The organism is Gimesia fumaroli (assembly GCF_007754425.1).
GTDB lineage: Bacteria > Planctomycetota > Planctomycetia > Planctomycetales > Planctomycetaceae > Gimesia > Gimesia fumaroli.
The window spans coordinates 6,512,883-6,529,279 of the sequence record NZ_CP037452.1 but is presented as its reverse complement, the minus strand read 5'-3'; the positions used below and the strand labels follow the sequence as shown (position 1 = coordinate 6,529,279).

Below are 16,397 nucleotides of genomic sequence, written 5' to 3'. Positions count from 1 at the left end.
ACGAAATAACACAGTTCGAGGCGACACTGTTCTGTTAGATTAAGCAAAGCGTGGCGGACGACCATTATTTTTCGCCACATGACCTCCCCAGACGAGCAGATTTTTACTGCAATCATCACGGTCAATAGCGACTTCAATCAACGCCGGACCATTTTGCGAAACTGCGTTTTTGATCGCCTCATCCAGTTCACCTTCAGTGCTCACCTGACAGCTCCAGCCGTTTCCGTCTTCCGCATTGAAAACTTTGACCAGATCGGCGTAGTTCCAGTTTTTGATTGTGTTGTACGGGCCATCATGAATTTCCACTTCAATCGTATAACCGCGATTGTTCATCAGGAAAATGATTGGTTTGAGGTCGTAACGAATGATCGTTGAAACTTCCTGCGCCGTCAGTTGGAACGAGCCATCCCCGATCAGCGCAATCGGGCGTCGATTGGGGGCGCCGACGCTGTAGCCGAGTGTCGCACCCACAGACCAGCCGATCGACCCGTATTGCATTTGTACTTCGAATCGGGAGCCGGTGGGCAAATTCAGCTGCATACCGTTGAACCAGGAATCTCCGGTTTCGGCAATCACGGTTGAGTCGGAGCCTAACATGTTTTGAATGCGCGAAAACAGTTGTCGCGTGGAAAGCGGCGTCTCGGGATCGCCGGGAGAGAGTGGAGTGACCTCTTCCTGAATGCGTTTAAACGCGATCATGGAACCGTCGTTTGATTTAATTTTTGTAGACAGTTCCTCCAGGAATTCAGCCAGTTTGACATTACTGAATGTCTGATTGGGAAAGATCACACTGTTGGGACGGGCTTGAATCACTTTGGTCGGGTCGATCAAAGCCGCATGACCGGTCGTTGTGTAATCGGTAAATGTCCCGCCGGCAAACAGGCAGAGGTCGGAGGAATCGACGATCTCGCCGCATCCGGGCGAACCCACGGGGCCCCAATACGTTCCCATGTAATGCGGATGCTGCTCGTCAAACATGCCTTTGGCGTTCGGCATGCTGGCGATCGCATAGCCGGATGCGTCAGCCAGTTTGTGAAAGCTGGTTTCTGCACCGAACGAACGCAATTTGACGCCGGAGACCAGCACCGGTTTGGTCGCAGCATTCAGCATCTCTGTTGCACGCTCAACGGCAGCTTTCAATGAAACCGGATCACTGGCGGTCGGCCCGCCGAAGGAACGTACATTCGGCGCGGAAGTAACCGCTGACGCGATATTGCAGGCAATTTCAATATAAACGGGTTTGCGGAACCGGAGCGCGGTCTGAATCGCATGGTCGATTTGCGTGGGCGCTTCGCGCGGGTCGTGTATCGTGACGGCTTCCGCTGTGACTTTGGAAAAGATCTCGCGCTGGTAGTCATAGTCCAGTTCACCCAGCGTATGATGGAGCATTTCAAACTCGGCTTCGGAGTTGGTATTCGGTCCACCGGAAACGGCGATCACCGGCAGGTCTTCAGCATACGCGCCAGCGACAGCATTCAGCAGACTCAATCCGCCGACACTGTAAGTCACGAAGACCGCACTCGCACCGCCGGTAGCCCGGCAATAACCGTCGGCAGCATAACCGGCGTTCAATTCATTACAGCAGGAAATCATTTTCAGATTTTTGTTTTCCAGGAGCTTGTCCAGCAGAACAAGATTGTAGTCTCCTGGTACGGCGAAATAGTGTTCTAGACCGATTTCCTCCAGCCGGGAAGCGAGATATGAGCCGACGGTGGTAGTGCAATGATCTGACATGAAAGTTCCTTCTATCAATGAATGCGTGCATGCGCCTGGTGTATCAAACGTTGGGCTGTATCAGTACTCGGGGGTCCACATGGTTTCTTCGATCCGCTGATCAATCTCTTCTTCAGTAATGGAATCGGCCACACCAGCTTCGATGGCTGCCGCAGCGACTGCCCGGGCAATCTTGCGGCCGACTTCTCGGATTGTCGTCAGAGACGGGAGCAACGAAGCAGCGGGATCTTTCAGTGCCGGTGATGTTTCTTTCAGGGCAAACGCCGCCGCCATAAACATCGAATCGGTCACCCGGCGTGCACGCGAGGCCAGAATACCCAGTCCCATTGCCGGGAAGATATAACTGTTATTACATTGCGCGATGTAATGGGTCACGCCATTATATTCGACCGGATCAAAGGGGCTTCCGGTCGCGATGACGGCTTTGCCATCAGTCCATTTCAACAAATCAGAGGGGATGGCCTCGGCACGCGAAGTAGGATTGGAAAGTGGAAAGATCACAGGTCGATTGGTATGTTTCGCCATTTCGCGAATGATTTCTTCGGTAAACGCGCCGGCTTGTCCTGTGGCACCAACGAGAACACCTGGCTTGCTGTTCCGCACCACATCCGCAAACGAAATGGTACCTGTGACATCACAGTCCCAGCCTTTCAAATTTTCAGGTGACTGCGCCAGTTTCTGATGCAGTGGATCCAGATCCGTCCTGCCGGAGTGAAGCAGACCGTCTCGATCAATCACATAAAAATGAGAACGGGCTTCCGCTTCCGAATGCCCGTTGTCGATCATGGCCTGTTTCAACTGCAGGCAAATCCCCACACCGGCCGAGCCTGCTCCCAACATCACGATGTTCTGATCTACCAGTTTGCCCCCCGCGGCTGTAATCGCTGCGAGAATCGTTCCCGTGGTCACAGCGGCGGTGCCTTGAATGTCATCATTGAACGTACACAAATCATCGCGGTACTTATCAATAATTCGTTCCGCATCCACAGACGCAAAATCTTCCCATTGCAGGAGCACGTGCGGGAACCGTTTTTTGACAGCGGTCACAAACTGCTCGATAAAGGCGTCATATTCCGCGCCCTTGATCCGGTTTTCCCGCCAGCCGATATAACGCGGGTCGTCCAGGCGTTCCTGATTATTCGTTCCCAGATCCAAGACAATGGGCAAAGTTTTCGCAGGATCAACGCCGCCACACAGCGTGTAGAGTGATAATTTACCGATCGGAATGCCCATACCTCCCACGCCCTGATCGCCCAGACCGAGAATGCGTTCGCCGTCGGTGACGACAATCACATCAACATCGTGTTCGATGTTTTCAAAGATCGCATCCATCGAGTCGCGTTCGGGATAGGAAATGAAAATTCCCCGTGGCCGGCGGTAGATATGACTGAACCGCTGGCATGCCAGACCGACGACGGGCGTATACACGATGGGCATCATTTCGGTGATGTGTTCCAGCAGCAGACGATAGAACAACGTTTCGTTTTCATCCTGGAGCTGTCTCAGAAAAATATGCTTGTCGATATCGGTGTGGAAATCACAGAATGCTTCGTAAGCCCGTTCTTCCTGTTCTTCCAGCGTATCCACGTGCGGGGGGAGCAGTCCCAGTAGGCCATGCTTGACGCGTTCCTCCTGAGTGAAGGCAGTCCCCTTATTCAGGAGCGGATCTTCAATCAGCAAGACACCGCGTTTTTCAATAGTAAATTCCTCTGTTGACCGTCCTGAATTCATGCTTAGGTTGTCCCGATGTGAATATGACGTGGATTGATGATGAGTCGACCCCTTGCAGTTTCCCGTGGGGTCTCTGAAATCAGCCATAGAATAGTAGAAAAGCCGTCAGTCTGTCGATGTTACTCTTGAGAAACTGACCGGATTTCGGAAAGCCCCTGATTTTCTGCCTGGAAACAGGTGAAGTTTCTGATGCACTGCTTGCAACTCCGAATCAGATATCGTAAATATCAGGTCCTCTGGATTGATCTGGTTTTCTATCGCGTCGTCAGTCGGATTACAGGTTGCTTCCTTCATGTTCCCGGAAAAAAGATCTTATGGTTCGCCACTTCAAAATCGCTCTGGTGCAGGTTTCTCTCAACGGACTGCCTGACCAGAACCTGTCAAAGTGTCTCGCGTGGGTTCGTATCGCCGCCGAGCAGGGGGGACAGGTGATCTGCCTGCCCGAGCTTTACAGCTCCTTTTATTTCTGCCAGAAAGAGACCACAAAATATTTCGAGTTCGCCGAGCCGCTGTATGACAAATCATTTACCGCGTTCAGCGAACTGGCAAAAGAGTTGGGCGTGGTCATCATTGTGCCCTTCTTTGAAAAGCGAACCGAAGGCCTGTATCACAACAGCGCCTATATTATCGACGCGGATGGCAGCGAAGCGGGCCTGTATCGCAAGATGCATATTCCCGATGATCCCTGTTTCTACGAAAAGTTTTATTTCACGCCCGGCGATCTGGGCTTCAAAGCCGTACAAACACAGTTTGGAAAAATTGGCACGTTGATTTGCTGGGATCAGTGGTTTCCCGAAGGCGCCCGAATTACGGCACTCAGCGGCGCGAACGTGCTCGTTTATCCGACGGCCATCGGCTGGCATCCGCATGAAAAATCTGAGCACGGCCCGATGCAGCATGATTCCTGGATGACGATCCAGCGCAGCCACGCGATTGCGAATGGCACGTTCGTCGCGGCCGTCAACCGGGTCGGTTTTGAACAGCCGGAACCGGAGCAGCCGGGGCTGGAATTCTGGGGTTCCTCATTCATCTGTGGTCCACAGGGGGAAATCCTCGCGCAGGCCTCCACAGACGAAGAAGAAATTTTGGTCGCAGAGGTGAACCTGGATCTGATGGCGGAAGTCCGCCAGAACTGGCCGTTCCTCCGTGACCGCCGAATTGACGCATACGGCAACATTCTCAAACTCTATCACGATGAATCGTCTCCATGAGCGAGATCACGCGTAGACTGCCCGCCGAGTGGGAGCCGCATCAGGCCACCCTGCTCTGCTTTCCGCATAACGGCAATGACTGGCCCGGCAAGTACGAAGTCGTCAAATGGGCCTTCGTCGAAATCATTCGCAAGGTCGCGGAGTTCGAACGTGTGCTGCTGGTTGTGAAGTCGGAAGAACAGCAGCAGAAAGTTGACGCGATGCTTCGGCAGGCGCACGCCGACACGAAACAGGTCAGGTACATCGTTCAAAACACGAATCGCAGCTGGATGCGCGATTCAGGTCCGATCGTGGTACAACGGAGCGACGGCAAACGCGAGGCGCTACAGTTCCGCTTTAACGGCTGGGCCAAGTATGCCAATCATCGGCTGGACTGGCAGATTCCGTCCGCGGTCGCGAAGACGTTAAAGGCACCTTTAACGGAAGTGGTTTATCAGGGACGCCCTGTTGTTCTGGAAGGGGGAGCGATCGAAGTCAACGGACGCGGAACTCTGATCACCACCGAAGAATGTCTGCTCGATCAAAAAGTTCAAGTCCGTAATCCCGGTTTCACCAAAGAAGATTACGCGGCGATTTTCCAGGAATACCTGGGAGTGACGAATGTGATCTGGCTGGGGGACGGAATCGAAGGGGACGACACGCACGGCCACGTGGATGACATCTGCCGTTTTGTGAATCCGACGACAGTGGTCGCCTGTGTGGAGCCGAACAAAAAAGACGTCAATCAGCGTCGCCTGGAACACAATCTTGACCGTCTGAAACAGGCGCGGTTAGAAGACGGCAGCAAACTCAATGTCGTACCCATGCCCATGCCGGGCCGGCTCGACTTTGAAGAGTTACGGCTCCCTGCCAGCTATGTCAATTTTCTGGTCACCAATGGCTGCGTGCTGGTGCCGACGTTTAATGATCCGAACGACGCACAGGCACTCGGCATCCTCGGCGAACTCTATCCCGACCGCCGCGTCATCGGCATTCATGCCGTCGATCTGGTCTGGGGACTGGGAACGCTGCACTGCCTGAGTCATGAGATCACGGCGGCTGTTGCGAAAAAATAACGAATTCGCCTTCGATCTTCAGGAATCGATTGAGTCTGGGCTGGATTACGGGTACGATAAATAAGGATTGTTTATTTATCCGCGAGTCTCCGTTTCCTACCTTTACTTACACACCCTCCCGAATTCCTGCTGTTGAGGTCATGACCATGAATCGACTGCTGTCGCTGCTCGTTCTGTTTTCTGTTCTTGTTGTTTCTCTGATTGCGGAAGCGGCGGATGACTTGAATGTGCTGCCCCCGTTGGAGGGAGAGGCAGCCGAGTCCGGGCTGGTCTATCATGCCCTGCAGCAGCGCGCTCATGAAGCGTTTGCGAAACGGAAGTCGGTTTACGAAGAACTGAAGACACCCGAAGACTGTGTCGCTTATCAGAAACGGATGCGGGAATTCTTCCGGACTCAGATCGGCGGATTCCCTGAACGAACGCCGTTGAATCCGCGCGTGATTGGCAAACTGAAAGGGGACGGCTTTCATGTCGAAAATGTGATCTACGAAAGCTGGCCCGGGCATCATGTGACCGCCAATTTGTATCTGCCAAATACGAAACCCCCTTATCCGGGAGTGCTGGTTCCCTGTGGACACAGTCACGATGGGAAAGCGGCTGCAGCGTATCAACGAGCCTGTATTCTGCTGGCGAAAAACGGGATGGCGGCACTCTGTTATGATCCCATTGGACAGGGGGAACGTTATCAGGTGCTCTCAGAACAGCCGAATGAATTTTTCCGAGGCGGCAGTCGCTATCGTCCACCTCATCCACGGGTGCAGTATTATTGTACGGCAGAACATACGCTGATGTCGGTCAGTTCGATTCCGCTGGGCGGCAACTCGGCCCGCTATCGAATCTGGGATGGCATGCGGAGTATTGATTATCTGATCAGTCGTCCGGAGATTGACGCGAAACGGATTGGCTGCACCGGAAACTCAGGCGGCGGTACGTTGACCAGCTACATCATGGCACTCGATGATCGAGTGCAGGCTGCGGCTCCGGTCTGTTATTCCACCATGTTTCGTTATCTGGTTGATTTCAACGGGCCTCAAGATGGCGAGCAGGTGATTTTCGGTCAACTCGCTTACGGCATGGATATCGCCGACTACACGTTGATGCGGGCTCCCAAGCCGACGCTGATCTGTGCCGGCACGCATGACCGCACGTTCAAAATCGATGGCACCTGGGAACTATTCCGCGAAGCCAAACGCTTTTATACACGCATGGGTTATGCCGAGCGGGTCGATATCATTGAAGCCGACGCACCACACGGTTTCACGATTCAATTGCGTGAAGGTTCGGCTCGCTGGATGAATCGCTGGCTGATGCATAAAGAAAATCCGATTTTCGAAGGAGATCTGCCGGTCTTCACCGATGAAGAACTGCAGTGTTCGCAGTCGGGGCAGATTCTGCTCGACGCCGGCGAGCGTTCGCTGTTTGAGATCAATGACGGTCTGAATCAACAGCTGGCAAAAGACCGGGCTGAGTTGTGGAACAGCGGCGAGCTGAAAACGCTGCGTGAGCGCGTGCGTGAAGTGAGCGGTGTCAAAAAACTCGGTGAATTGCTACGACCAGAGTTTAAAGAAGTGGGTAGCATTCAACGACCCGATTATCAGATCACGAAGCTGATCATTAAGCCCGGACATGGCGTGCCTCTACCGGCTTTGTTGTTTCAGCCAAAAGAACGGACGGGGGAACTCGTCCTGTACCTGCACGGTGGTGGTAAAGATGTTGACGCGGGCGCAGGAGCCGCCATCGAGCAACGGGTGAAACAGGGAGACGTAGTCCTGGCCGTCGATGTACGCTGCATTGGTGAAACGTCGCGCAAGAACAATCGGAAGATCGGCTGGTCGCACGGTTTGCTCGGTCCCAACTATCATGAATGGGCGCTGGCGTATCTGCTGGGCGATTCGATGGTCAAGCTGCGGGCCGAAGATATTCTGGTTGCGACGCGGTTTCTTTCAGAAACGCAATCAAAGAACAAACCGGAGCCAGTTGTCTTGACGGCCATTGGTGAAACGGCAATCCCTGCACTGCATGCGGCGGCACTCGAGCCAGCTATGTTTTCGAAGGTCAATCTGAGCCAGATGATTCCCTCCTGGGACGCAGTGGTGAAAACGCCGGAAACGCAGAACCAACTGATCAATACGGTGCACGGGGCGTTAAAAGTGTATGACTTGCCAGAACTGATCAAATTAGCCGGCGCTGCGAAAGTCAAAATCACTCAGCCTGCAGGCGTGACGGATGATCTGGCGGTGAAAGCCCCATAGGCCAACTCCCGGTTTCTAAACAACTTTAAACAGCGGTTCATTCTTTGAACCACGCTGGACAAAGCCCGCTGCGCCCTTAATAATGAGACTTCCATTCTCATTTATTTCATATTCTTACCGCCACTCAGATCGGCGGTTTGTGCTCGATAGGAGATGCGTTGATGCAATCACTGACCCGCCGGATGGCTCTCAAACTGTTTGCCCTGGGTACGACTTTCTTCGGTTTGAAAAAATCGCACACTCTGGAAGCCGCAGAACAGAAGAATGACTCTTCTGTCATGGGGCGTTGGAATAAGACGAATGACCGAGTCTGGCTGGGTGAAGAATTCTGGGCTAATCCGATGGAAGACTGGCGGATTGTCGATGGCGCTGCCGAGTGCCAGACGACCGCAGGCAGTCGCAATATTCAACTGCTGACACATCAACTCACCAATGTGCGTGCTCCCTTTACGATGTCGGTGCATGTCAAACAGGTTGAAGTCAAACAGCAGGATGGCGGCGTTGGTTTTCGTGTGGGCGTTAAAAGTGATCTCAACGAATACCGCAGCAATTGTTTTGCGAAAAGCGGTATCAAAGCCGGGATCGTAAACGGAAAACTGGTGCTGGGCAATAAAGAACAGAAGCTCAAACAGCCAGTGGACATGAAAGATTGTGTGCTGACAGTCACCGGTAAGCCAGAGGGTGAGAAGTATTCTCTGACGTTGCTCGTGACTCAATCAGAGTCCGATAAACCGCTGGGAACATTGTCACAGACATTTCCTCCACAGGCAGTGCTGGGAAATGTGGCACTGGTCAGCAATTTCGATGCCCGTTTCAAACGTAAAATCGGCGCCCGGTACCGCTTCAGTGACTGGTCTGTTGACGGTAAAGCATTCACGGTCTCGCCCGAACATAAGTTTGGTCCGATTTTGTGGTCGCAGTATACCCTCAGCGATTCCCGCGGCGATGAAGGTTTCGTGATGAAAATCAGCGCGCTGACCGGGCCGTTAGGCGAGAAAGACAATAAAGACGTTGAACTGCTGAGTAAGCAGGGAGATACCTGGAAATCACTGGGCACTGCGGCCCTCGATACGGATGCCTGGACGGCGACGTTTCGGATTCCGAACTGGAACGAAAAAAAAGCGACCCCGTTCAAGCTGGTCTATAAAGAAAAGCATACCGACGGGACCGAAACGACGAATGAGAGAACAGGCATCATTCGCTCGAATCCCTCAGGGCGTCCTCTGAAGCTGGGCGCGCTGACCTGCCAGAAAGATTACGGTTTCCCTTACGAACCGGTGGCGAACAATCTGCTCAAAGTAGATCCTGACCTGTTGTATTTCTCGGGCGATCAATTGTACGAAGATCATGGCGGCTTCGGTTTGATTCGAGATCCCGCTGAACCTGCGATATTGAACTACCTCCGTAAATTTTACATGCACGGCTGGGCGTTTGGAGAAGCGATGCGAGATCGTCCCACGGTTTGCATTCCCGATGATCACGATGTGTTCCAGGGGAATATCTGGGGAGAGGGTGGCATGAAGATGAAAGAAGGGACCACCTCTTCAAACGGCGGATACCGGGAACCGGCGCGGATGGTGAATGTCGTGCATAAGACGTGTGCCGCCCATCATCCCGATTATTATGACCCGACTCCCTGCAAGCAGGGCATCAGTGTCTACTACGGCGATATGGTCTATGGCGACGTCAGCTTTGCCATTCTGGGAGATCGGCAGTTCAAAAGCGGTCCCGAACACGTTGATACCGGCAGCGGCCGTGCTGACCATGTGACAGATCCCAACTTCGATACATCCAAACTGGACAAGCCGGGGTTGGAATTACTGGGCGAGCGGCAGGAAAAATTCCTGGAACACTGGTGTGATGACTGGCGGGGACACGCGCTCAAGGTCTTATTCAGCCAGACGGTCTTTTCCGGGGTCGCCACACATCATGGTGGTTATAATGGATATCTCAAGGCGGATCTCGACTCCGGCGGTTGGCCGCAGACGGCCCGCAATCGGACGGTGCGGATTTTGCGCAAGGGGATGCCTTTGCACGTGAACGGGGATCAGCATCTGACCTCACTCTCACAATATGGAGCCGACGAACAGCGTGACGGCAGCTGGTCCTTCTGTACGCCGGCGATTTCAGCCGGTTACCCCCGCTGGTGGCGACCCGATGAAGTGGGCATGCCTCATGAGAATCGGCCGCAACATCGATTGCCGAATACCGGAGAATATCTGGATGGCTTTGGCAACAAGGTCTATGTCTATGCGGTGGGAAATCCGGAGCCGGGCACGGAAAAGAACCGTTATGATCTGGCCCATCAGAAGGGGAGTGGCTTTGGTCTGGTGCTGATCGATCCGGAACAGAAAACCTATACGATTCACTCTTACCGTTTTCTGATTGATGCCACTGATGGAAAACCTGTGAACGAGTTTCCGGGTTGGCCAGTGACTCTGCACCAGAAAGAGAATGGTGGTGCGAACCAGCTACAGTAAACGATGCTGCAGGTAGACGTGTCTGATTCCCACTAACCCGCCGGTGACAGGAGATGGAGCGATGCTGAAGAACGTTTGTGTCTGTATGTTATTATTGTTGACGACGACTTCCATTTCCTTAGCACAAACGCGCGAAGAAAAAGTGCGCCAGGATCGCGAGAAAGTCGAAGCGGGCGGTTATTGGATCTACAACGATCTGCAGCAAGGCTTCGCGCAGGCAGAGAAAACAAAACAGCCCATGCTGGTCGTGTTGCGCTGCATTCCCTGCGAAGAGTGCGTGAAGTTGGACGAAGAACTGATGGAGAAGGATCCGCAGTTGAAGCCGCTGATGGACCAGTTTGTGCGTGTGCGGCTGATCTCAACCAACGGTCTGGACCTGTCGCTGTTTCAGTATGATTACGATCAATCGTTCGCCGTGTTCCTGCTGAATGCAGACCGCACGATTTACGGGCGGTTTGGTACGCGCTCGCACCATACGCTCTGGTCGGAAGATGTTTCGATCGAAGGGCTGGCGCAGGCGATGCAAGGGGCTTTGAAACTGCACGCGAACTATGACACCATCAAAGCATCACTGAAAGACAAACAGGGTAAGCAGCCCGAGGAGCCTTCTCCCGAGAAATTTCCTCTGTTGGCAGGGAAGTATCGTTCACGAATCAACGAGAAAAAAGACATCGTCAAAAGTTGTATTCACTGTCATCAAGTGGGTGATGCACAGCGGGACTTTTATTTACGCCAACAAAAACCGCTGCCGGAACGGATTCTGTTTCAGTACCCGCATCCCAAAATTCTAGGACTGATTCTGGACCCCACGCAGAAAGCAACCGTGAAAGAAGTGCAGGAAAACTCAATCGCTGCCCAGGCTGGTTTTCAACCCGGCGATGAAATCCTGTCTTTGTCGGGTCAGCCTCTGCTCTCGATTGCCGATGTGCAGTGGGTGCTGCATCACGCGGGGGAGCAGGATCAACTGAAAGCAAACGTCAAGCGGGATGGAAAACAGCTGGAGCTGACCATCGCGCTGCCAAAAGGTTGGAAGCGGAGCGATGATTTGTCCTGGCGAGTGAGTAGTTGGCCTTTACGGCGGATGGTGCTCGGCGGTGCTGTCCTGGAACCGACGACCGCCGAACAACGTCAGCAGGCAGGTTTAGCCGCAGATGCACCGATGGCGCTGCATATTCGTGGGCTGGGTAAATATGGTTTGCATGCGACCGCCCGACGTTCTGGTTTTAAAGTCGGCGATATCATTATTGGGTTCAATGGAAAAACTGATCTGGCCCGTGAGACGGATTTGCTGGCTTACGGGGTGAACGCTCTCACGCCTGGACAAACCGCCGAGGTGACGGTGGTCCGAGGCAAGAAGCAAGTGCAGTTAAAACTTCCGCGGCAGAACTGACTCTGTTGTTGTTAGCGCCAGGTCAGCGTTTTAGCTTGCTGGTTCCAGCTATGTTTGGGATCTGTGGTGTGCGTCGTGAGTGTAACACCGTTCGGGCTCAGTTTCGCGACGGTCCAGCCGGTCGTGGAAAGTTTGGGGTTTGCGACATAAGACGTTGCCGGAGTGTTGAGAATGTGAATGCCTTTGTGTTGGGCATTGCCCCGATCATGGATATGTCCGTGAATGTAGGCTTTGACCTGCTTTCGCGGTGCCAGGATCTCCCACAGTTCGACCGAATCGGTTAAGCCACCGGGGAAATGATTCGGATCGCCACCAAGACGTGGATTGTGATGCGTGACAATGATCGCGGGCTTATCAGCGTGTGCATCGAGGGCATTGGTCAGCCAGGCGCGCTGTTCTTTGCCCAGCGTTCCCTGTGTGACCATCGTTTTGTGCAGCGAATCGAGCAGGAAGAAATTCGCGTGTTTGGTCTGGACCACGGAGATATGTTTCGATTTGACCGGCGGCGTGGCTGGTTTTTCTTCCTCCATCACACCGTAAAAGACGTCGCGTTCGTCATGATTCCCCAGCGTCAGATGCGTGTCGATTTTCGCTTCACGTAATGGGCGGATCAGTTTCGCGAAGTGACGGTAGTCGCCGGGCTGTCCATCTTTTAATGCCAGATCGCCGTTAATCAATACGCAGGCTGGCTTCTGTTCGAGGTTCACCAGTTCGCTGACTGCCTGCCGTAAATGACTGGGGACCGGAGAGTTCGTCGGATGCTTTTCACCAATGTGCGTGTCGTTTAACAGATAGACCAGATCTTCCGACTGGGTTTCACTGGCAAAGGCGCTGGTGCTATAAGTGATGAATCCTGCGCCTAAAGTGAACAGGAACTGACGTCGGTTCTGGGCGGGCAGATGTACGGGCATGGCTGGGTCTCCACGTTGGAATTGATTCAGGCAGGAATGTGCGGAAGTTCGATAATTTTATCCTACTCGACGCACGGACTCGGCGAAACTGAAACTTCGATTAATTTTGTGTAAGCGGTGGTTGCGAATCGAGAAAATGCAGCGATTCACGGCCCATGCGTTCGCAAATGCCGAGTGCTTCAGAAAACGGGATGTCCAGTGTTTCGACTCGATCGGGAGCCATGAAAATCACGCAGCCGGACCAGGGATCGGGGGAGCCGGGCAGGTAGATTGAGATCAGGGGACCTTCGGTTCGCTCTGCTTGAAAGGCAATGCGGGTGACATCATCAAAGCGGACGAGGACGGGAATCATTTCCGGTTTATTATGATCACCGCCGATGCTGCCTTTGAGTTGCTCCCGATAAATGGCATAACGGGGAAACAGTAGAATCAGATTCTTTTCGACGAAATGCGAGAGTTTTTTACCAATTGACCAGCGGGCAATCAGGCCGGCGGCGAAACACATCAGGAGGACGATGCCGATCGAGAGGGCAATTAACATCGCGATGCCGGCGGGAGTTTTCACGGGAATATAGTCGGAGAGCACTTCCGCCACGGTCAGGACGATAGGCACGATCTGGCCAACCAGGGCACCGATGACGATCAACGGGAGCAGAAAGATCAGGCCCCCGATGGCGGTGGTTTTCAGGAACCCGAAACTTTTTTTGACGTGCTGTGACATAAGGGGAGGATCTTTGCTGTTAGCGTTGAGTGTCGCGTCGATTGACTTGCTACAAAAGACTAAGGCGATAAATGGTCGGCAATTTGATCTCGGCGTTTCTGAAGTTCTGCCAGTTTTGCCGCTTTGTTTTGCAGCTGGTTCTGCTTCTCATAAGGATCGGTTTTGAGATCGAAGAGGAATTCGTCTCCCTCTTCGTTCTGGATGTATTTCCAGTCTCCTTGCCGCAGCGCGGTCCAGCGGCCCCGTTTTAATTCTTCATGTGGACCCAGTTGCCAGAACAGTTCTCGCTTTCCGACAGGGGTTTGCTGGGTGAGCAGACCTGAGATATCCTGACCATCCAAGGTCAACCCTCCGGTTTTTACATTAGCAAACTGGCAGATTGTGGGAAACAGATCCAGCGCCCAGGTGACTTCGTTTGTCTCTGTCGCTGCTTTAATCTTTCCAGGCCAGCGCATGATACAGGGAACGCGAATTCCGCCTTCGAACAGTGTGGCTTTTGCACCGCGATAGGGGTGATTACTGCCACCATAGACGTAGGTGCCGCCGTGGTCTGTCATGAAAATCACCAGCGTATTTTCATCCAGTCCGTTATTTTTGAGGGTTGCCATCACGCGTCCGATGCCATCATCCAGCGCGACGGTCATGGCAGCGAATTCGCGGCGGACTTTGTCTTTGATGCTGCCGACTCGTTTCAAATCGGCTCCTTGTGGCTGCATGATATTCACCGGGCTTTGATCGCCGGGAGACCAGCCTTTCCCAAAATGCGGGGCGTTATAAGACAGAAACAGAAAGAACGGTTTATCCGCGGTCCGTTGTGCTTTCAAAAAATGTTCCGCTTCTTCGGTGATTAAATCGGTCGCATACCCATTTTCGGAAACATGCTGCTGGTTGTGATACCAGTCAGGAAGATTGCCATACGTCATCGTGAAGTAATCAATACAGCCGCCCGTGTGTCCCCGGAACAGATCAAAGCCGTGGGAGGTTGGCAGGAACGATTTCGCACCGTGACCCAGATGCCATTTCCCGATCAATGCGGTCTGATATCCATTCTTTTGGAGAACGTCAGCAATAGTGGTTTCGCCGGGTTGAATGCCGCGATTCCGATCGACGTCGCTCATAAACATCAACGCGCCGAGCAACTGGTCTTTAGAGCGACTCGGATTACGGCCCGTCAGAATTCCAAAGCGGGAAGGGGTACAGATTGCGGAAGCCGAATAATATTGACGAAACCGCAGGCCCTCTTTTGCCAGTTGATCGATGTGCGGTGTGGGAATTTCACTTCCATAACAGCCGACATCGTTGATGCCCTGATCGTCGGTAAAAATGATCAGGAAGTTCGGTCGTTCTGCTGCCTCAGAAAAAGTGAGCGGGGCGAACAGAAACAGAACGAAGAGTAGAAACCAGCCTCGGGAATGGTGCAATATCATGTTTTAGCCAACGTGAGTTGAGTCATTCATTTGAAACACGGATCAACGAAATCCATGTACTTACAACTCACCATTGTGTACGAAATGCCTTGATCAGGCAATGATGTCGTGCACGACTTTCCCGCCCTCGGTTCCGGTCAGGCGGAATTCCCGTTCCCCCTGATTGTAGGTCAGTTTGTCATGCTGCAGGCCGAGTTGATGTAAAATCGTGGCATGCAGATCGCGGAAATGGACTTTGCCTTCAATGGCACGGGCACCGGTAGGATCGGTTTTTCCATAAGCCAGACCGCGTTTGAGGCCGCCTCCTGCCATCCAGAACGTGAAGCCGCGGGCGTTATGGCCGGTGCTGTCTTTTTTACTTTCCGGGACAAGACCGGGACGGCCGAATTCGCCTCCCCAGACAACCAGTGTTTCATCGAGCAGGCCCCGTTGTTCCAGGTCTTCCAGCAGGGCGGCGATGGGAGCATCTGTCGATTCACAGTTCGCCGTCAGGTCGGCACGGTGATTCTTATGCTGGTCCCAGCTGCCATGATTGACTTCGATGAACCGCACGCCGGCTTCTGCAAAACGGCGGGCTAACAGGCACTGGCGTCCGAAGTCGGAATTCTTACAGGTGCCGACCACTTTACCCTGACCGACGCGATAGCGTTCGAGGGTCGACTTTGTTTCCTGGCTGATGTCGAGCAGTTCAGGCGCCGCCATCTGCATGCGGAAACCGAGTTCCATCGATTGAATGACGGCTTCCAGGCGGGCGTCATCGGGACGACGGGTAGCGTGCTCGCGATTCATGGCTTGTACGAAATCGAGTTGTCGTCGTTTGACTACCGTGGGTACGTGATCACTTTTGATGTTATTGATGGTCGCCTTTGACATATTCGTGGTGTTGAGGCCAATCGGTGTCCCCTCATAAACGGGGGGTAGTAAGGCGCTGGAATAAACGGATGGTTTTGAAGGGTAGAGGCTGATGAAGCCGGGGACATTCTGGTTTTCGGTACCTAATCCATATACGACCCAGGAACCCAGACTGGGACGGGGACGCAGTCGATCGCCGGTATGCAGTTGCAGAAAGGATTGGGCGTGATTGGTGATATCCGCGTACATGCCATTCAAAACGCAGAGTTTGTCCGCGTGTTTGGCCGTTTCCGGGAGCAGTTCAGAGATCCAGAGACCACTTTCGCCGTGCTGTGCGAATTTGAAAGCAGAACCGGCGTGTTTCTTCTTGCCAGTTTGAGGTTTGTAATCGAAAGTATCGAGCTGGGCGGGACCACCGCTCATGCAGAGGAAGATCACGCGTTTCGCGCGGGCCGGCAGTTGAGGAGGTCGGGCATTCAGATTCGCGATGGCAGCGGAACCCCCGGCGAAGGATGTCTTGCCGCATAAGGCAGACATCGCCAGATAGCCAAAGCCACAAGAGGCTGATTTCAACATTTCCCGTCGCGACATTCCGAGCATGAGCGTATTCCTTGGGGAGTTTCTATATTTCAA

At 53.3% G+C, this 16,397-nt stretch carries 11 protein-coding genes; 5 read left to right on the top strand and 6 right to left on the bottom strand.

Annotated features, from left to right (window positions below):
• Positions 1-39: 39 nt before the first annotated feature.
• Together Enr17x_RS24775 and Enr17x_RS24770 are read right to left on the bottom strand one after the other, a co-directional pair.
• Complete coding sequence (locus Enr17x_RS24775; RefSeq protein WP_145312396.1) at positions 40-1,734, bottom strand: alpha-keto acid decarboxylase family protein; 1,695 nt, start codon at positions 1,732-1,734, stop codon at positions 40-42.
• 60 nt (positions 1,735-1,794) lie between these two features.
• Positions 1,795-3,465: an NAD-dependent malic enzyme gene (locus tag Enr17x_RS24770; RefSeq protein WP_145312394.1), complete on the bottom strand. Its 1,671-nt coding sequence runs from the start codon at positions 3,463-3,465 to the stop codon at positions 1,795-1,797.
• Between the two features lie 314 nt (positions 3,466-3,779).
• Between Enr17x_RS24770 and Enr17x_RS24765 the strand changes: the two genes are divergently transcribed.
• The 5 genes from Enr17x_RS24765 to Enr17x_RS24745 all read left to right on the top strand — a co-directional run bounded on the left by Enr17x_RS24765 (position 3,780) and on the right by Enr17x_RS24745 (position 11,853).
• Positions 3,780-4,676, top strand: coding sequence for a carbon-nitrogen hydrolase (locus Enr17x_RS24765; protein WP_145312392.1), 897 nt, complete (start codon positions 3,780-3,782; stop codon positions 4,674-4,676).
• A complete protein-coding gene (locus tag Enr17x_RS24760) occupies positions 4,673-5,731 on the top strand; it encodes an agmatine deiminase family protein (protein WP_145312390.1) in 1,059 nt (352 codons plus the stop codon). Before Enr17x_RS24765 ends, Enr17x_RS24760 begins: the two co-directional genes overlap by 4 nt.
• A gap of 146 nt (positions 5,732-5,877) precedes the next feature.
• Positions 5,878-7,983, top strand: coding sequence for an alpha/beta hydrolase family protein (locus tag Enr17x_RS24755; protein WP_198000781.1), 2,106 nt, complete (start codon positions 5,878-5,880; stop codon positions 7,981-7,983).
• Between the two features lie 161 nt (positions 7,984-8,144).
• Positions 8,145-10,463: an alkaline phosphatase D family protein gene (locus Enr17x_RS24750; RefSeq protein WP_145312386.1), complete on the top strand. Its 2,319-nt coding sequence runs from the start codon at positions 8,145-8,147 to the stop codon at positions 10,461-10,463.
• 61 nt (positions 10,464-10,524) lie between these two features.
• A complete protein-coding gene (locus Enr17x_RS24745) occupies positions 10,525-11,853 on the top strand; it encodes a Trx7/PDZ domain-containing (seleno)protein (RefSeq protein WP_145312384.1) in 1,329 nt (442 codons plus the stop codon).
• An 11-nt stretch (positions 11,854-11,864) separates the two neighbouring features.
• On the opposite strand, the gene Enr17x_RS24740 is transcribed toward Enr17x_RS24745, so the two are convergent.
• The 4 genes from Enr17x_RS24740 to Enr17x_RS24725 all read right to left on the bottom strand — a co-directional run bounded on the left by Enr17x_RS24740 (position 11,865) and on the right by Enr17x_RS24725 (position 16,364).
• Entirely contained in the window at positions 11,865-12,764 is a 900-nt protein-coding gene (locus Enr17x_RS24740) for a metallophosphoesterase family protein (RefSeq protein ID WP_145312382.1), read from the bottom strand.
• 100 nt (positions 12,765-12,864) lie between these two features.
• Positions 12,865-13,485: a DUF502 domain-containing protein gene (locus Enr17x_RS24735; RefSeq protein WP_145312380.1), complete on the bottom strand. Its 621-nt coding sequence runs from the start codon at positions 13,483-13,485 to the stop codon at positions 12,865-12,867.
• A gap of 59 nt (positions 13,486-13,544) precedes the next feature.
• Positions 13,545-14,912, bottom strand: a complete 1,368-nt coding sequence (locus Enr17x_RS24730) for a sulfatase-like hydrolase/transferase (protein WP_145312378.1) — start codon at positions 14,910-14,912, stop codon at positions 13,545-13,547.
• Between the two features lie 93 nt (positions 14,913-15,005).
• Complete coding sequence (locus Enr17x_RS24725) at positions 15,006-16,364, bottom strand: DUF1501 domain-containing protein (RefSeq protein ID WP_145312376.1); 1,359 nt, start codon at positions 16,362-16,364, stop codon at positions 15,006-15,008.
• Positions 16,365-16,397 lie beyond the last annotated feature (33 nt).